Annotated in this window: 16 protein-coding genes; 7 read left to right on the plus strand and 9 right to left on the minus strand. The window is 64.8% G+C overall.

The features are described 5' to 3' along the window. Positions 1–31: 31 nt before the first annotated feature. From ACFTOW_RS16950 to ACFTOW_RS16965, 4 genes are all read right to left on the minus strand, one after another. A complete protein-coding gene (locus tag ACFTOW_RS16950) occupies positions 32–1345 on the minus strand; it encodes a pyruvate dehydrogenase complex dihydrolipoamide acetyltransferase (RefSeq protein ID WP_379917893.1) in 1314 nt (437 codons plus the stop codon). Between the two features lie 12 nt (positions 1346–1357). Next, positions 1358–2752 (minus strand): pyruvate dehydrogenase complex E1 component subunit beta, encoded by a 1395-nt coding sequence (locus ACFTOW_RS16955; RefSeq protein WP_379917895.1) that lies wholly within the window; start codon positions 2750–2752, stop codon positions 1358–1360. An 18-nt stretch (positions 2753–2770) separates the two neighbouring features. After that, complete coding sequence (gene pdhA / locus ACFTOW_RS16960) at positions 2771–3781, minus strand: pyruvate dehydrogenase (acetyl-transferring) E1 component subunit alpha (protein WP_379917897.1); 1011 nt, start codon at positions 3779–3781, stop codon at positions 2771–2773. Between the two features lie 160 nt (positions 3782–3941). Beyond that, the gene (locus tag ACFTOW_RS16965; protein ID WP_379917899.1) at positions 3942–4238 is read right to left on the minus strand and encodes an FtsB family cell division protein; all 297 of its coding nucleotides are present in this window, start codon (positions 4236–4238) and stop codon (positions 3942–3944) included. A 191-nt stretch (positions 4239–4429) separates the two neighbouring features. Between ACFTOW_RS16965 and ACFTOW_RS16970 the strand changes: the two genes are divergently transcribed. Then, positions 4430–6043 (plus strand): acyl-CoA dehydrogenase family protein, encoded by a 1614-nt coding sequence (locus tag ACFTOW_RS16970; protein ID WP_379917901.1) that lies wholly within the window; start codon positions 4430–4432, stop codon positions 6041–6043. A gap of 14 nt (positions 6044–6057) precedes the next feature. Here the strand turns inward: ACFTOW_RS16970 and ACFTOW_RS16975 are convergent, their stop codons facing one another. Both ACFTOW_RS16975 and ACFTOW_RS16980 read right to left on the minus strand, forming a co-directional pair. Next, positions 6058–6219, minus strand: coding sequence for a hypothetical protein (locus tag ACFTOW_RS16975; RefSeq protein ID WP_379917903.1), 162 nt, complete (start codon positions 6217–6219; stop codon positions 6058–6060). Beyond that, on the minus strand, positions 6219–6470 hold the full coding sequence (locus tag ACFTOW_RS16980) for a YdcH family protein (RefSeq protein ID WP_379917905.1): 252 nt from the start codon (positions 6468–6470) through the stop codon (positions 6219–6221). Before ACFTOW_RS16980 ends, ACFTOW_RS16975 begins: the two co-directional genes overlap by 1 nt. 101 nt (positions 6471–6571) lie before the next feature. Between ACFTOW_RS16980 and ACFTOW_RS16985 the strand changes: the two genes are divergently transcribed. Continuing rightward, positions 6572–7516: a hydrogen peroxide-inducible genes activator gene (locus ACFTOW_RS16985; protein ID WP_379917907.1), complete on the plus strand. Its 945-nt coding sequence runs from the start codon at positions 6572–6574 to the stop codon at positions 7514–7516. Positions 7517–7521: 5 nt separating this feature from the next. Here the strand turns inward: ACFTOW_RS16985 and ACFTOW_RS16990 are convergent, their stop codons facing one another. Together ACFTOW_RS16990 and ACFTOW_RS16995 are read right to left on the minus strand one after the other, a co-directional pair. After that, positions 7522–8412, minus strand: coding sequence for a fructose bisphosphate aldolase (locus tag ACFTOW_RS16990; RefSeq protein WP_379917909.1), 891 nt, complete (start codon positions 8410–8412; stop codon positions 7522–7524). Positions 8413–8488: 76 nt separating this feature from the next. After that, complete coding sequence (locus ACFTOW_RS16995) at positions 8489–9679, minus strand: phosphoglycerate kinase (RefSeq protein ID WP_379917911.1); 1191 nt, start codon at positions 9677–9679, stop codon at positions 8489–8491. 126 nt (positions 9680–9805) lie between these two features. Here ACFTOW_RS16995 and ACFTOW_RS17000 point away from each other — a divergent pair, with 126 nt between their 5' ends. The 3 genes from ACFTOW_RS17000 (at position 9806) to ACFTOW_RS17010 (ending at position 11945) form a co-directional block, all read left to right on the plus strand. Next, positions 9806–10312 carry a peptidylprolyl isomerase gene (locus tag ACFTOW_RS17000; protein ID WP_379917913.1) on the plus strand — a complete coding sequence of 169 codons (507 nt, stop codon included), beginning with the start codon at positions 9806–9808 and terminating at the stop codon, positions 10310–10312. Then, entirely contained in the window at positions 10305–10850 is a 546-nt protein-coding gene (locus ACFTOW_RS17005) for a peptidylprolyl isomerase (RefSeq protein ID WP_379917915.1), read from the plus strand. Before ACFTOW_RS17000 ends, ACFTOW_RS17005 begins: the two co-directional genes overlap by 8 nt. 129 nt (positions 10851–10979) lie before the next feature. Next, positions 10980–11945 carry a DUF3179 domain-containing protein gene (locus ACFTOW_RS17010; RefSeq protein WP_379917917.1) on the plus strand — a complete coding sequence of 322 codons (966 nt, stop codon included), beginning with the start codon at positions 10980–10982 and terminating at the stop codon, positions 11943–11945. Positions 11946–11948: 3 nt separating this feature from the next. Here the strand turns inward: ACFTOW_RS17010 and ACFTOW_RS17015 are convergent, their stop codons facing one another. Continuing rightward, complete coding sequence (locus ACFTOW_RS17015; RefSeq protein ID WP_379917919.1) at positions 11949–13121, minus strand: pyridoxal phosphate-dependent aminotransferase; 1173 nt, start codon at positions 13119–13121, stop codon at positions 11949–11951. A gap of 211 nt (positions 13122–13332) precedes the next feature. Between ACFTOW_RS17015 and cysS the strand changes: the two genes are divergently transcribed. After that, positions 13333–14703: a cysteine--tRNA ligase gene (gene cysS / locus ACFTOW_RS17020; RefSeq protein WP_379917921.1), complete on the plus strand. Its 1371-nt coding sequence runs from the start codon at positions 13333–13335 to the stop codon at positions 14701–14703. Positions 14704–14911: 208 nt separating this feature from the next. Then, the gene (gene cimA, locus ACFTOW_RS17025; RefSeq protein ID WP_379917923.1) at positions 14912–16534 is read left to right on the plus strand and encodes a citramalate synthase; all 1623 of its coding nucleotides are present in this window, start codon (positions 14912–14914) and stop codon (positions 16532–16534) included. Positions 16535–16545: the final 11 nt, after the last annotated feature.

Raw genomic sequence — 16545 nt, forward strand, 5'->3', positions numbered from 1 at the left:
GGTGGGGATTTTTGCGGTTCTGATAGTCGAATCAGGCCAGCATGACCATCGGGTTCTCCAGATTGTCCACGATGTGTTGCAGCAGTTCTGCCCCCAGCGCGCCGTCGATAACGCGGTGATCCACCGACAGGGTCACGCTCATCACCGTGGCGACGGACAGTTCGCCATCCTTGCCGACAACGGGTTTCCTGACGCCCGCCCCGACGGCCAGAATGGCCCCATGCGGCGGGTTGATGACCGCGTCGAAATTGTCGATCCCGAACATGCCCAGGTTGGAAATCGCAAAGCTGCCGCCTTGGTATTCCTGCGGGGCCAGTTTGCGGTCGCGGGCGCGAGTGGCGAGGTCTTTCATTTCCGCTGACAGGGCCGACAGCGATTTCATGTCGGCATCGCGCAGCACGGGTGTGAACAGTCCGCCTTCGATGGCGACGGCCACGGCCACATCCGATGGCTTGAGCTGCAAGACACGGTCGCCGGCCCAGACCGCATTGGCCGCGGGCACCGCCTGCAACGCCAACGCGCAGGCCTTGATGATGAAATCATTGACCGACAGCTTCACGCCGCGCCCTGACAATTGCCCGTTCAGATCGGCGCGGAATTTCATCAGCGCGTCCAGCCGGATATCGCGGCGCAGATAGAAATGCGGGATGGTCTGTTTCGCCTCCGTCAGGCGCGCGGCGATGGTGCGGCGCATCCCGTCCAGCTTGATTTCCTCGAAACTGCGGTCCTCGTACATTTTCAGCACGGCGTCGGTGCCAAGCCCCTTGGGGGTCGCTGGCGGGGCTGCTGCAGTTGGGGTGGCGTCCGCAGGTGCTGCAGCCTTTTCCCCGCCTGCCTCGGGCTTTGCCGCTTCGACATCGACCTTGATGATCCTGCCGCGTGGGCCCGTTCCGGTGATCTGCGTCAGGTCGAGCCCCTTGTCGGCGGCGATGCGACGCGCCAAGGGCGAGGCGAAGATGCGTTCTCCATCGGATTTCTGCGGCGCGGGCGGCGCCTTGGCGGACGTTGGTTTCTGTGACGCCGCCTTTTGCTTTGGCGCGTCGTCCTTGGCCTTGTCAGGCTTTGCGTCCGGGCTGGGCGTGTTCATGTCGTCGGCGCTTTCGCCCTCTTCCAGCAGCAGGGCGATGGCGGTGTTCACCTTGACCCCTTCGGAGCCTTCGGAAACCAGCAGCTTGCCGATCACGCCTTCGTCCACGGCCTCGAACTCCATCGTGGCCTTGTCGGTTTCGATTTCGGCCAGCAGGTCGCCCGCCGCAACGGTATCGCCTTCCTTGACCAGCCATTTCGCCAGCGTGCCTTCCTCCATCGTGGGGGACAGGGCGGGCATCAGGATTTCTGTGGGCATCGCGCGTCCTCCTTAGCGATAGGTCACTTGGCGCACCGCCGCGATCACCTCGTCGACCGAGGTAAGCGCCAGGCGTTCCAGGTTCGCGGCATAGGGCATCGGCACATCCTTGCCCGTCACGTTCACGACCGGCGCGTCCAGATAATCAAAGGCGCGCTGCATGATCGTGGCACCGATATGGTTGCCGATGCTGCCGACGGGCCAGCCCTCTTCGACGGTGACACAGCGGTTGGTCTTCATCACCGATGCCAGTACGGAGTCATAGTCGATGGGGCGCAGGCTGCGCAGGTCGATCACCTCGGCCTCGATCCCGTCTTCGGCCAGTTTGTCCGCCGCTTCCAGCGCATAGGTCATGCCGATGGCAAAGCTGACGATGGTCACGTCGGCACCTTCGCGCCAGACGCGAGCCTTGCCGAAGGGCACGGTGAAATCCTCCATCACCGGCACCTCGAACGAGCGGCCATAGAGGATCTCGTTTTCCAGAAACACCACCGGGTTGGGATCGCGGATCGCGGATTTCAGCAGACCCTTGGCATCCGATGCCGAATAGGGGGCGACGACCTTGAGCCCCGGAATCTGCGCGTACCATGCCGCATAGTCCTGGCTGTGCTGGGCACCGACGCGGGCGGCAGCACCATTGGGGCCACGAAACACGATCGGGCTGCCCATCTGACCGCCGGACATATACAGCGTCTTGGCCGCCGAGTTGATGATCTGGTCGATTGCCTGCATGGCGAAGTTCCAGGTCATGAATTCCACGATGGGCCGCAAACCGCCCCAGGACGCGCCGACGCCGATGCCGGCAAAGCCATGCTCGGTGATCGGGGTGTCGATCACGCGCTTGCCGCCGAACTCGTCCAGCAGCCCTTGGGTAATCTTGTAGGCGCCCTGGTATTCGGCCACTTCCTCGCCCATCACGAAAACGGATGAATCGCGGCGCATTTCCTCGGCCATGGCATCGCGCAGCGCCTCGCGCACGGTCTGCTTGCGGGTTTCGGTGCCTTCGGGCCAGTCGGGGCTGCGGTCGGGGTTCGGCGCATCAGCGGGCGCTGATCTTGCCTGCGCGGGTGCTTTTTCCTGCGCCTTTTCCTGTGTCTTTTCGGGGGCAGGGGGCGCATCGTCGGTCTTGGCCTTGGCGGGGGCTTTCATGTCCTCGGCGCTTTCGCCGTCGTCGAGCATCAGGGCGATGGCGCTGTTGACCTTCACGCCTTCGGTGCCTTCGGCGACGATGATCTTGCCGATCACCCCTTCATCCACCGCCTCGAATTCCATCGTGGCCTTGTCTGTCTCGATCTCGGCCAGGATGTCGCCGGATTTGACGATGTCGCCTTCCTTGACCAGCCATTTGGCCAATGTCCCCTCTTCCATCGTGGGCGAGAGGGCGGGCATCAGAATTTCGGTTGCCATTGGGTCTGTCTCCTCCCGTTACGCGTTCTGCGGTACGACGTCGGCGTAAATATCGGTCCAAAGCTCGTCCAACTCGGGCTCCGGGCTTTCCTTGGCGAATTCCGCGCTGGCGTTCACGACTTCCTTGATTTCCTTGTCGATCGCTTTCAGGTCGTCCTCGGTCGCATGTTTGCCCTGCAACAGCAGGTCGCGCACATGTTCGATGGCGTCCTTTTCCTCGCGGATTTTCTGCACCTCTTCGCGGGTGCGGTATTTCGCCGGGTCCGACATCGAGTGCCCGCGATAACGGTATGTCTTGATCTCAAGGATATACGGCCCCTTGCCCGACCGGCAGTGGGCCACGGCCTTGGCCCCGGCATCGCGCACGGCCAGCACGTCCATGCCATCCACCGCCTCGCCGGGGATGCCGAAGGATGCGCCGCGCGTGTAGATGTCGGGGGACGAGGTCGAGCGTTTCTGAGAGGTGCCCATGGCGTACTGGTTGTTCTCGATCACGAAAACCACCGGCAACTCCCACAGGGCGGCCATGTTGAACGTCTCGTACACCTGGCCCTGGTTCGCCGCGCCATCCCCGAAATAGGTGAACGTGACGCGGTTGTTTTCCAGATACTTGTCGGCAAAGGCCAGACCAGCCCCCAGCGGCACGTTGGCCCCCACGATGCCATGGCCGCCGTAAAAGTGCTTTTCCTTCGAGAACATGTGCATCGAGCCGCCCTTGCCGCGCGAATACCCGCCCTCGCGGCCCGTCAGTTCGGCCATCACGCCGTCGGGGTCCATTCCGCAGGCCAGCATGTGACCGTGATCGCGGTAGGTGGTGATGCGCTTGTCGCCCTCTTCGGCCACGGCCTCAAGCCCGACAACCACGGCCTCTTGCCCGATATAGAGATGGCAGAACCCGCCGATCAGACCCATGCCGTAAAGCTGCCCGGCCTTCTCCTCGAATCGCCGGATCAGCAGCATGTCGCGGTAAAACTGCATCAGGTCATCACGGGATGTGTTTGTTTTGTCTTGGGCTTTCCTGGTGGCCATGCGGTGCCTCCTCCCAGCAAATGGATTTGTTTAGCGTTAAACTATCCTATAAAACAGGTAGGCAAAAATTGCGACAGGAATTTTCTTGCGCCGCCGGTTTCAGCGGCGCGGCGCAACGCGAGTGTATGAAAAGGTGGGATTGCGGCAGAGTGGGTGCGCGTCAGCGGATCACGATTTCATCGCTGCGCAGCAGGCCCAGCACATCGCGGGCCTGTTCATCCAGCAGGTCGAGATCCAGAAAATCGTCCGACAGGCGCTGGGTCAGGTTTTCCATCCGGGCGACCTGCGCGCGCAGCCGCTCAAGCTCGGCCTGCAAGGCGGCGCTGTCGGCCTGGATTTCGGCGCGGCGGAACAGGCCATAATCGCCCTGCACGGCGGCAAAGGCGAAATATGCGCCAAGGCTGAAAGCCACGGCGAAGAAGGCGAGGATACCAAGAGCCGGAGTTTTGCGTCGCACGGGAGTCTGCCGATTTGCCTGTGATTACGTCTCTGTAGGACGTGTTCCTCAGACTATGACACAAGCGATTCGGACTGGGAATCCCAAAATTGCGCCTTCCGCCTGTTTCTGCCCGTCCGGCACGGAACGCCGCGTCAGGCTGGATGCGCTGCGGCCCGGCTGGCATCGTGATCGCCAAGGAGGATTTTGCCATGACAATCGCCCCACACAGCATGCTTGCCACCCATGAGGTCACAAACCAGCCTGTCCCTGTGACCGACCGTGACCTTTGGTCTGGCGACCGCGCCCTGCAACAGGCGGCGCAGTGGGCAGGGGCGGATGCGCAGGCGCTGGCGACAGCCGGGGCGCGGTTGGGCAGTGCCGAGATGTCAAAGCACGCCGAGAATGCCCGCCGCGATGTGCCGCGCCTGAAACTGTTCGATCGGGCCGGCCGCCGCTGTGACGAGGTGGAGTTTCACCCCGGCTATAACGCGATCATGCAGGCCGGGATGGAGCTGGGCTATGCCGCCCACGCGTGGGAGGGGCACAAGGGTGGCCATGCCACCCATGCCGCGCTGGTCTATTACATGGCGCAGGTCGAGCCGGGCATTTCCTGCCCGCTGACCATGACCTATGCCGCCGTGCCCGCCCTGCGCGGCAGTGATCTGGCCGACACCTGGGTGCCGAAACTGACCGCGCGCGCCCATGATCCGGCCATCGCGCCGGTGACGCGAAAGCGCGCCGCGACCATGGGGATGGCGATGACCGAAAAGCAGGGCGGATCGGATGTGCGCGCCAACACCACCATCGCCACGCCGCAGCGGGATCACTATACCCTGCACGGGCACAAGTGGTTCTGCTCTGCTCCGATGTCCGACGGGTTTCTGACGCTGGCGCAGGCCCCCGGCGGGCTGACCTGTTTTCTGGTGCCGCGCTGGCTGGAGGACGGGCGCAACACGCTGCACCTGATGCGGTTGAAGGACAAGCTGGGCAACCACGCCAATGCCTCCTCCGAGATCGAGTATCACGACGCGATAGCCTTTCGGCTGGGCGATGAGGGGCAGGGCGTCAAGACGATCATCGAGATGGTCCATCACACCCGGCTGGATACGGCGATGGCGCCGGCCGGGCTGATGCGGGCCGCGCTGGCGCAGGCGCATTGGTGGGTCAGCCACCGCGCCGCGTTCCAGCGTCGCCTGATCGACCAGCCGCTGATGCGCGCCGTGATGGCCGACCTGACGCTTGAGGCCGAGGCGGCGCTGGCCCTTGGCATGGGCACCGCGCGTGCGTTCGACGGCGACACGCCCGAGGATCGCGCCTTTGCCCGCATCAGCGTGGCCTTGGCCAAGTTCATCTCTAACAAGCGCGCGCCGGTGATGATCGTCGAAGCGATGGAGTGCCTTGGCGGCATGGGCTATGTCGAGGAAACGCCGATGCCCATGCTGTATCGCGAGGCACCGCTGAACGGCATCTGGGAAGGCTCGGGCAATGTCATCTGTCTGGATATCCTGCGCACGCTGGCGCGCGAGCCGCTGGCGGCGGAAACCCTGATTGCCCGCCTGCAATCCAACATCGGGCGCGACGGGCGGTTCGATGCCGCGCTGAACGCGCATCAGACCCGCTGGCCCAGCCTGCCGCCCGAGGCCGAGGCGCGCTGGTTTGCCGAAAGTGCGGCCAACCTGCTGGCCGCCGCCTATCTGATGGAGCTGGGCGATGCCGCCATCGCCGAAGGGTTCATCGCGACCCGGCTGGATGGTCAGCGCGGCCACGTGCCGGGCGCGGTTTCAGGCATTGATATCAATGCGGTACTGGCGCGGCTGGCCTAGGGCCGCGCCAGGGTTCAGTCTGCCTGCTGGCCGGTCTGTCCGCCCTCGATCACCCGCAGGCGCGGGGGCAGGCGATGGACCCGGGCGGGTGTGGGATGATCTTCACCCAGCGCCTCGGCCAGTTCGTCGATGTCGCGGCTGTGAAACACTGCCGCTGCGCGCAGGATATCCAGCATCACACCACGCCCCCGCGATGCGCCGCCACATGGCCCGCCAATGGCTTGAGCGTGCGCAGCACCCCGTCATAGCGCGCCAGTTGATCGCGGATGCGCAGCTTGCGCGCTTTCAGATGCCGCAGGCGCGCCGCATCGGGCATCGGGCGCTTTTCCTCGGCGGCAATCTCGTCTTCCAGAGTCTGTTTGCGGGTCTGCAGGGCCGCCACCCGCGCGGATACGGATGCCACACGTTCCAGTACCGATACTTTCATCGCAACCTCCCTCATTGTTCTGTTGATGCGCTTGATATGGGGTAGGGTGGAGCAGATATGCAGACAAAGCCGCGATGTTTATCCATAGGAAATACCTATACATGCCCACGCCTCCCGATCTGCCCTCGATGCGCCAGTTGCGGTATTTCGTGGCCCTCGCCGACGCGGGCCAGTATCGCCGCGCGGCCGAACGGATGGGGATCAGCCAGCCCTCGCTGTCGTTGCAGATATCCGCCCTCGAAGAGCGTCTGGCGCTGCGTCTGGTCGAGCGTCGCCGGGGCGGCACCCTGCTGACGCCAGCCGGGCGTGAGGTTTTGTCCCGCGCGCGCCTGATCCTGTCGCAGACCGAGGATCTGGTGGCGCAGGCCCATTCCCTGACCGCAGGCGTGACCGGCACGCTGCGGCTGGCCTCGACGCCCACGATCGGGCCTTACATGCTGCCCGCGGTGGTGCGGCACCTGCACGAAACCCATCCCGGCCTGCGCCTGATCGCCCGCGACGGCCCACCCCGCGAAGTGGTCGAGGATCTGCTGGCGGGCCAGCACGACCTGATCGTGACGCAACTGCCGCTGGCGGCGGGCGATCTGTCGCTGCGGCGACTGTATCGTGAACCGCTGTTTCTGGCCGTGGCGCGTGATCATCCTCTGGCGTCGCGCGCGCAGATCGGCCGGGACGATCTGGCTGGTCTGGATCTGCTGTCACTCAACCCGGGCTACGGCTTGCATGACGTGATCGCCACGCTGGCCCGCGATACCGGCGCGCGGCTGCAATCGGAATACGAGGGCACGAGCCTTGATGCGCTGCGCCAGATGGTGGCGATGAACATGGGCGCGACGCTGCTGCCCGCGCTGTACATCCGCTCGGAAGTGGCGGGGGCCGACGCGGATGTGGTGGCCGTGCCGTTTCGCGGCGGGATGACGCGCATGGTCGGGGTCGCGTGGCGGCGCAGCCTTGGCAAGCCGCGCCTGATCGACCAGTTTCTTGCAGCCGCCGATGATGTCGTCGCCACGGCCTACAAGGGGCGCGTGATTCAGGACCGGGGCTAGGCCATTCAGCCCGCGACAGAGGCCTGATAGATCCCGTCGATCGCCTTGGCAATCGTGGCGTTGAACTGCTCGTCGCTTTGCCGCGCGCTCAGCCCTTCGGTCAGCGCGCGGCTGAAGCTGGCGATCATGCCGGTGTTCTTTGCCAGCCGTCCACAGGCCTCGTCCCGGCTGTAGCCGCCCGACAGGGCCACGACACGCATGACGCGCGGATGATCGACCAGCGGTTTGTACAGGTTGGCGTGCTCGGGCAGGGTCAGTTTCAGCATCACCTGGCTGTCACCGTTCAGAGCCTCCAGATGGGCGGTGATCTCGGCCAGCAGGATGTCTTCGGCCTCGGCCTTGTCGGCGATGGAAATCGTGACCTCGGGCTCGATGATCGGCACCAGACCATGCGCCAGGATCTGCCGCCCGACCTCGAACTGCTGGCTGACCACGGCGCGGATGCCCGAAGGCGACGCACCATTGATGACCGAGCGCATCTTGGTGCCAAAGATCCCCGCCTGCACCGCGCGCGCCAGCAACGTATCCAGATCGGGCATCGGTTTCATCACCTGCACCTGATCGCGCTCGTCATCCAGGCCCTTGTCGACCTTCAGAAACGGCACCACGCCGCGGTCTTCCCACATGAACCGTGCCGTGGGCTTGCCGCCCATCTGCCGGTCCATTGTCATTTCGAACAGGATTGCGCCGATCACCTTGTCGCCGGTAAAGGCCGGGGCCTGCGCGATCCGGGTGCGCATGGCGTGGACCAGATCGAACATCTCGTCCTCCGAGGCATATTCCTCCTCGGTCACGCCATAAAGCCGCAGCGCCTTGGGCGTGGATCCGCCCGACTGGTCCAGCGCCGCGATAAAGCCGCGCCCGTTGCGCATCTGCTCTGCCTGTGCGTCGTTCATGTCTCTCACCATCCCTCGATTGTCGGTTGTTGCGCCCGCGTTTCATCGCGGGGCGCGTGGGTTTGCTTTCTGGGGGTTATGCCGCTTCGTCCAGCGCCGCGACGCCGGGCAGCAGCTTGCCCTCCATCCATTCCAGGAACGCGCCACCTGCGGTGGACAGGTACGTGAACCCGTCCGCCGCCCCGGCCCGGTTGAGCGCCGACACTGTGTCGCCGCCCCCTGCGACCGAGACCAGCGCGCCCGCCATGCTCAGCTCGGCCGCGCGCTTGGCCGCCGCGTTGGTGGCGGCGTCGAACGGCGCGATCTCGAACGCGCCCAGCGGCCCGTTCCAGATCAGCGTTTTCGCGTTTTCCAGCGCGGTCACGATCCGCGCCACCGATTGCGGCCCGGCGTCCAGGATCATCGCATCCTCGGGGCAGGCGGTGGCGGGCACGACCTCATGCGCGGCTTCTTCCTTGAACTCGCGTGCAACGACAACATCCACCGGCAGGATGATCTCGCATCCGGTGACTTGCGCCTTGGCCAGGATGTCGCCCGCCATTTCCGTCATGTCATGCTCGCACAGCGATTTTCCCACGCCGATGCCCTGTGCCGCCAGAAAGGTGTTGGCCATGCCGCCACCGATCACAAGGCTGTCGACCTTTTCCACCAGATTGCCCAGCAATTCCAGCTTGGTGCTGACCTTGGCCCCGCCGACCACCGCCACCACGGGCCGGGCCGGGGCACCCAATGCGGCCTCAAGCGCCTGCAACTCGGCCTGCATCAGGCGGCCTGCGCAGGACGGCAGCAGCCGCGCCAGTCCCTCGGTCGAGGCGTGGGCGCGGTGTGCGGCCGAAAAGGCATCGTTGCAATAGATATCGCCCAGACCGGCCAGCCGCGCCGCGAATGCGGGGTCGTTCGCTTCTTCGCCGGGATGAAAGCGGATGTTTTCCAGCAGCAGCACATCGGCCGACCGCGCCTCTTCGGTCATGTCCTCGGCGGCATCCAGCGTCTCGACCAGCTTGACCTTGCGGTCCAGCACACGTTGCAGCGCGGGCACGCAGACCCGCAGGCTGAGATCCAGCACCACCTTGCCCTTGGGACGTCCGAAATGCGCGATCAGGATCGGCTGCCCGCCGCGCGCCAGGATGTCCTGCACGGTCGGCGCGATCTTTTCTATCCGGGTGGCATCCGACACCACGCCATGTTCCACCGGCACGTTGATATCCACCCGCACCAGCACGCGCTTGCCCGCAAGATCCATGTCGTCCAGCGTTTTCCAGCCCATAGTCGCCTCTCTCAAAGGGTCGCTTGCAGGTCTCATGGCGCGCCACCGCCGACCCGTCAACCTCTGCGCTTGGCTTTCGGCCTTTGCGCGCCTAGGTTTGCGCAAACATGACCGAAGGAGTGCCTGATGGCTGACATAACCGACCCCGAGAACACCATCCTGATGGAGCTGAAGAACGGCACCGTCACGATTCAACTGCTGCCCGAGGTGGCCCCGCAGCATGCCGCGCGGATGAAGGACCTGGCCCGCGCGGGCAAATATGACAACGTGGCCTTTCACCGGGTGATCGACGGCTTCATGGCCCAGACCGGCGATGTGCAGCATGCCAACATGGAAGACGGCTGGAACCCCGCCCGCGCTGGCACCGGCGGCAGCGACCTGCCTGACCTGCCGGCCGAGTTCTCGAAACTGCCCCATGATCGCGGCACGCTGGGGGCGGCGCGCTCGTCCAGCCCCAACTCGGCCAACAGCCAGTTTTTCATCAACTTCGGCGACAACCATTTCCTGAACGGTCAATACACCGTCTATGGCCGCGTCATCAGCGGGATGGAGCATGTCGATGCCATCACCCGCGGCGAGCCGCCCGCCAGCCCCGACCGCATGATCAGCGTCAAGGTGGCCGCCGATGCGTAACGCGATTCTTGCTTTGGTGCTGCTGGCCAGCCCCGCCGCCGCCACCGAAATCCAGATCGAGGTGACGGGCGAGGCCAATGGCACGATCACCATCGACCTGCTGGAAGACGTGGCACCCGATCACGCCGAGCGCATCGCGACCCTGGCCGCCGAGGGCGCGTATGACGGGGTGGTGTTCCACCGCGTGATCGACGGCTTCATGGCCCAGACCGGCGACGTCAAATTCGGCAAGCTGGGCGAGGACATGCGCCGCGCCGGGATGGGTGGATCGGGCAAGGCCGATCTGCAGGCCGAGTTCTCCGACATCCCCTTTGATCGCGGCGTCGTCGGCATGGCCCGCAGCCAGGACCCCAACTCGGCCAACAGCCAGTTCTTCATCATGTTCGATCAGGGCCATTTCCTGAACGGCCAATACACTGTGGTCGGCCGCGTGACCGAAGGCATGGATGTGGTCGACGCGATCAAGCGCGGGCGCGGTCAGAACGGCGCGGTCGTGGGGCGGCCCGATGTGATGACCAAGGTGACAGTCGCGCAGTGACTGTGCGGCCGGGGGCGTAAACCGCCCCCGGTGCAGCGACCTGCGCGCGTTTCACGTCTTCGTGCCCCCTATAGGACGACTCGGCTCTGTCGCGCATGATCGTGCCAGCGACAGATACAGGAGTTGCCGATGACTGCGCGCCCTCTTGCCCTGCTGGCCCTGCTGGTTTTCGCATCCACGGCCCTGGCTGATCCTGCGGCGTGGCGCAGTGAATGGCGTGACACCGATTTCACCCGCAGCAGCGTGGAAGACTGGGATCAGATCATCAGCGGCGGACCGCCCAAGGATGGCATCCCCGCGCTCAGCGATCCCGCCATGATCAAGGCATCACAGGAAACCCGGCTTGACCCGCGCGAACCCGTGATGACGCTTGAGATGGGGGACACCGCACGCGCCTATCCGATCCGCTATCTGATGTGGCACGAGATCGCCAACGACACCGTGGCGGGCGTGCCTGTCGCCGTCACCTTCTGCCCTCTGTGCAACACCGCGATGGTGTTCGACCGCCGCGAGGATGGCCGGGTGCTCGATTTCGGCGTGTCGGGCAAGCTGCGTTTTTCCGATATGATCATGTATGACCGCCAGACCGAAAGCTGGTGGCAGCAGGCGCTGGGACTGGCCATCGTGGGCGATCTGAACGGCACGCAACTGCGCCAGATCCCGGCGGTGATGGAAAGCTGGGAGGAGTTTCGCGCTCGTCATCCCGACGGGCTGGTGATGGATCAGCCACGGGCCTCGCGGCAATACGGGGTGAACCCCTATCGCAACTATGACAGCGCGGCGCAGCCTTTCCTCTATCGCGGCGAGAACCCGCCCCACGGCATTGCACCTCTGGCCCGCGTCGTGCGCGTGGGCAGCCGCGCCTGGCCGCTGGAGCGTATTCGGCAAGCGGGTGAACTGCGCGAGGCCGGGGTGATCCTGCGCTGGACAGGTGGGCAGGCCTCGGCGCTGGACAGCGCGCGCATCGGGCAGGGTCGTGACGTGGGCACCGTGCGGGTGACCGACGCACAGGGCCGCCCGGTGGTGCATGACATGCCCTTCGCCTTTGCCTTTCACGCCTTTCACCCCGACGGGCAGTGGATGCTGGGGCGTTGACGTTCAGATAGCCAAGGCGGTGGCGTGATCCACAAGCGTCTGGAACGCCTCGGTAAACCTCGCATCATCGACCGTCAGGGCCACGCGGATATGCCCTGCCGGGGCCTGACCAAAGCTTTCGCCGGGCATCACCGCGATCATGTGCGTGTCCAGCAGGCTTTCGGCGAACGCCTCGCCGCTCAGGCCTGTCTGGCGAATGTCCAGCATCATGTACATCGCCCCCTGCGGTGGCAGCGCGCGGATGGTGGTCTGCCGCTTGAGGATTTCCAGCGCGATGGCACGACGCCGGGCAAAGGGCGCGGCGATTTCCTGTTCCATCCCGATGCCTTGCCTCAGCGCGAACTGCGCGGCGTCCTGAATGAACCCCGGCACGCCATAGGTGGTGTGGATCGCCAGTGCTGCCAGACGCGCGATCGCTTCCTCTGGCCCCACGATCCAGCCGATGCGGCTGCCGGTCATCGCGTGGCTTTTCGACATCGAGCCTATCACCAGAGTGCGATCCGCCATGCCGGGCAGGGCGCGGGGCGACAGGTGATCGCCCTCCCACACCTGCGTGTCATACACCTCATCCGAGATTAGCCACAGATCGTGATCGGTGCAGACCTGTGCGATGCCGTCCAGCGTGGCGCGGGCATAGATCGCGCCGGTGGGGTTGTTGGGCGTGTTCACCAGCAGGCTGCGCGCGCCCGGCGCTGCGGCGGCCAGATCTGCGGCGCGCGGCTGAAACGCATCCTCGGCCCGTGCGGGCACCGGCACGGCCACCGCCCCCACGCCCCGGATCGTGCCGGGGTAGGTGGCATAGTAGGGGTCGATGAACAATGCGCGGTCGCCCTCGTCACACACCGCGTGATGGGCGGCGAACAGCCCCGATTGCCCGCCCGGCGTGATCAGCACATTGGCCCGCGTCGTGGACACGCCCGTGCGTGCCTGAACCCGCGCCGCCACCACATCGCGCAGGCCATCGGTGCCGGGGATCGTGGCATAACCGGTGTGCCCGCCGCGCGCCGCCCGGTCCATCGCGGCCAGAATCGAAGGGTCGGTGCGGATGTCATGCTCGCCGATCGTCAGCTCGGTCACCGGCTGGCCTGCCTCGACCATCGCGCGCGCCTTGTAGAACAGCCCCCAGCCATCGCCGCCGGTCCCGATGATATGCGTGATGCGGTGGGACAGGGTCATTCGGGTCTCCGGTGTTTGATCAAATTCCGGCGCGACCATGGCCCGTGGTTTGCCCCTTGGCAAGGGGCGCGGACGGGCGTATCGTGACGACATGAACGGCACCTGCATCATCTGCATCTGCATTATCCGCTGACATCGTCACGCGGGCCGTTCCTTCTTTCCTCATTCCGATGAAGTTGCTAAGCCCGCGCCAACCGCGTGTGAGGACCCCATGACCGATATCCGGCTTTACAACACGAAAACCCGCCGCAAGCAGTTGTTCACCCCGATCGACCCGGACAATGTGCGGATGTATGTCTGCGGCCCCACGGTCTATGACCGCGCGCATCTGGGCAATGCCCGCCCGGTGATCGTGTTCGACGTGCTGTACCGGCTGCTGCGGCATGTTTATGGCCCTGATCACGTGACCTATGTGCGCAACTTCACCGACGTGGATGACAAGATCAACGCCCGCGCCGCCGAGACAGGGCGCAGCATCGGTGACATCACCGCCGAGACGACGCAGTGGTTTCTGGACGACATGGCCGCCGTCGGCGCGATGGAGCCCGACCACATGCCCCGCGCCACGCAATACATCCCGCAGATGGTGGACATGATCGCCGACCTGATCGCCAAGGGCAATGCGTATGAGGCCGAGGGCCATGTGCTGTTCGCCGTCGACAGTTATGCCGATTACGGCAAACTGTCCGGCCGCACGGTCGAGGACATGATCGCCGGCGCCCGGGTCGAGGTGGCGCCGTACAAACGCAACCCGATGGATTTCGTTCTGTGGAAGCCATCGACCGACGATCAGCCGGGCTGGGACAGCCCCTGGGGCCGGGGGCGGCCGGGCTGGCATATCGAATGCTCGGCCATGGCCTATGAACTTTTGGGCGAGACATTCGACATCCACGGCGGCGGGATCGACCTGGCCTTTCCGCATCACGAAAACGAAATCGCGCAAAGCTGCTGCGCCCATCCGCAGGGCGGCTTTGCAAATTTCTGGATGCACAACGAGATGTTGCAGGTCGAGGGCAAGAAGATGTCCAAGTCCTTGGGCAATTTCTTTACGGTGCGCGATCTGCTGGATCAGGGCGTGCCGGGCGAGGTGATCCGGTTTGTTATGCTGTCCACGCATTATCGCAAGCCGATGGATTGGACCGAGAAGAAGGCGCGGGAGGCTGCGCGCACTTTGAATAAATGGCGCGCAGTGGTGAGTGAACTTGATGAAACTGCAGAAGTATCTCGGGCGGTCATGGAAGCCGTTGCCGATGACCTGAACACTGCCGGTGCGATCTCGGTCCTTCACCAGTTGGCGGCTGATAAGGAGTATGACGCATTGAAGGCAAGCGCACAGTTTCTTGGCTTGCTGACCGAAGAATTGGGCGGCTGGCAGAATGCTGGCGGTGTCTTGCTTGATGCGCTGACGGAGCGCCTCACAGACGCGCGGGCAGTGGCAATGCAAACGAAGGACTTTGCAGAAGTTGACCGACTGAAAGCGGCATTGGTCGAGGCTGGTGTCGCAGTCCAGATGAGCAAGGAGGGTGTGGTTCTGGCAGCCGGTCCCGAAGTTGATCTGACCAAATTGGAGGCATTGGTATGAGCGACTTGGCCTACCATGGGGTCCCAACCCGGCGCGCATGCTCCATGCCCGACCTCCCTCCAGGGAGGGCAACTCGCAACGCAGGTCACACCCGCTACGCCAGTTGTTCTGCGCAACACCCGCCACACCCGGCCCGACCGCCCTCCCGAGGTCGGGCATGGCGCATGCGCGCCTTGTGTTGCGCCCAGCCTTTGGGAGGCTTTGCGTCATGACAGACCGCCTCTACCTCTACGACACCACGCTGCGTGACGGGCAGCAGACGCAGGGGGTGCAGTTCTCGACCCCTGAAAAGATCCGCATCGCGCAGGCGCTGGACAGCCTTGGCGTCGATTACATAGAGGGCGGCTGGCCGGGTGCCAACCCCACCGACAGCGCGTTCTTCGACGCGCGCCCCGACACCCGCGCGCGCTTTACCGCCTTTGGCATGACCAAGCGCACGGGGCGCTCCGCCGAGAATGACGATGTGCTGGCCGCGGTGCTGAACGCGGGCACGCCTGCGGTCTGCCTTGTGGGCAAGACCCATGATTTCCACGTCACCACGGCGCTGGGGATCTCGCTTGAGGACAACACCGAGAACATCCGCGCCAGCATCGCGCATGTCAAAGGGCAGGGGCGCGAGGCGCTGTTTGACGCCGAGCATTTTTTTGACGGCTACAAGGCCAACCCCGATTATGCGCTGGATTGTCTGTGCGCGGCTTATGAAGCGGGGGCGCGCTGGATCGTGCTGTGCGACACCAACGGCGGCACGCTGCCCGCCGAGGTGGGCCGGATCACCGCCGAGGTGGTCGCCGCCGGCATCCCCGGTGACCGGCTGGGCATCCATTGCCACAACGATACTGAAAATGCCGTGGCCGGATCGCTGGCTGCCGTCGATGCGGGCGCGCGGCAGATTCAGGGCACGCTGAACGGGTTGGGCGAGCGGTGTGGCAATGCCAACCTGACCACGCTGATCCCCAACCTGCTGCTGAAGGAACCCTATGCCAGCCTGTATGTCACCGGCATCGTGCCCGAGGCGCTGCGCGATCTGACCCGGATCAGCCGGATGCTGGACGACATCCTGAACCGCGTGCCGCAGCGGCAGGCGCCTTACGTCGGGGCCTCGGCCTTTGCCCACAAAGCCGGTCTGCACGCCAGCGCGATCCTGAAAGACCCCAGCACATACGAGCATATCGACCCCGCCACCGTGGGCAACGCCCGCATCATCCCGATGTCGAACCAAGCGGGCCAGTCGAACCTGCGCCGCCGTCTGGCCGAGGCCGGGATCGAGGTGCCCGAGGGCAGCCCCGCGTTGGCGCGCATCCTTGAAACGGTCAAGGAGCGCGAGGCGCAGGGCTATACCTATGACAGCGCGCAGGCGTCCTTCGAGCTGCTGGCGCGGGGCGAGCTGGGGCAGCTGCCAGAGTTTTTCGAGGTCAAGCGCTACAAGGTCACGGTCGAGCGGCGCAAGAACAAGTACAACCGCATGGTCAGCCTGTCCGAGGCCGTTGTGGTGGTGAAGGTCGATGGAGAGAAAAAGCTGTCGGTCAGCGAGTCGATGGACGAGGCCGGGTGTGATCGCGGCCCGGTCAACGCTCTGGCGCGCGCGCTGGCCAAGGATCTGGGGCCGTATTCGGACCTGATCATCGACATGCGGCTGGTCGACTTCAAGGTGCGCATCACCCAGGGCGGCACCGATGCCGTGACCCGCGTGATTATCGACAGCGAGGATGGCGCGGGCCGTCGCTGGTCCACGGTCGGGGTCAGCCCGAACATAGTGGATGCGTCCTTTGATGCTCTGCTGGATGCGATCGTGTGGAAACTGGTGCGCGAAACCGCGACGGTTCCGGCCTGAGCGTGTCACGA

Source organism: Lacimonas salitolerans (assembly GCF_042677865.1).
Classification (GTDB): Bacteria; Pseudomonadota; Alphaproteobacteria; order Rhodobacterales; family Rhodobacteraceae; genus Lutimaribacter; species Lutimaribacter salitolerans.

Bases quoted from the DNA above. Each gene is read 5' to 3' on its own strand.
- ACFTOW_RS16950 (WP_379917893.1), bottom strand. From the start codon at position 1,345: ATGCCCACAGAAATCCTGATGCCCGCCCTGTCCCCCACGATGGAGGAA.
- ACFTOW_RS16955 (WP_379917895.1), bottom strand. From the start codon at position 2,752: ATGGCAACCGAAATTCTGATGCCCGCCCTCTCGCCCACGATGGAAGAG.
- pdhA (WP_379917897.1), bottom strand. From the start codon at position 3,781: ATGGCCACCAGGAAAGCCCAAGACAAAACAAACACATCCCGTGATGAC.
- ACFTOW_RS16970 (WP_379917901.1), top strand. From the start codon at position 4,430: ATGACAATCGCCCCACACAGCATGCTTGCCACCCATGAGGTCACAAAC.
- ACFTOW_RS16975 (WP_379917903.1), bottom strand. From the start codon at position 6,219: ATGCTGGATATCCTGCGCGCAGCGGCAGTGTTTCACAGCCGCGACATC.
- ACFTOW_RS16980 (WP_379917905.1), bottom strand. From the start codon at position 6,470: ATGAAAGTATCGGTACTGGAACGTGTGGCATCCGTATCCGCGCGGGTG.
- ACFTOW_RS16985 (WP_379917907.1), top strand. From the start codon at position 6,572: ATGCCCACGCCTCCCGATCTGCCCTCGATGCGCCAGTTGCGGTATTTC.
- ACFTOW_RS16990 (WP_379917909.1), bottom strand. From the start codon at position 8,412: ATGAACGACGCACAGGCAGAGCAGATGCGCAACGGGCGCGGCTTTATC.
- ACFTOW_RS16995 (WP_379917911.1), bottom strand. From the start codon at position 9,679: ATGGGCTGGAAAACGCTGGACGACATGGATCTTGCGGGCAAGCGCGTG.
- ACFTOW_RS17000 (WP_379917913.1), top strand. From the start codon at position 9,806: ATGGCTGACATAACCGACCCCGAGAACACCATCCTGATGGAGCTGAAG.
- ACFTOW_RS17005 (WP_379917915.1), top strand. From the start codon at position 10,305: ATGCGTAACGCGATTCTTGCTTTGGTGCTGCTGGCCAGCCCCGCCGCC.
- ACFTOW_RS17010 (WP_379917917.1), top strand. From the start codon at position 10,980: ATGACTGCGCGCCCTCTTGCCCTGCTGGCCCTGCTGGTTTTCGCATCC.
- ACFTOW_RS17015 (WP_379917919.1), bottom strand. From the start codon at position 13,121: ATGACCCTGTCCCACCGCATCACGCATATCATCGGGACCGGCGGCGAT.
- cysS (WP_379917921.1), top strand. From the start codon at position 13,333: ATGACCGATATCCGGCTTTACAACACGAAAACCCGCCGCAAGCAGTTG.
- cimA (WP_379917923.1), top strand. From the start codon at position 14,912: ATGACAGACCGCCTCTACCTCTACGACACCACGCTGCGTGACGGGCAG.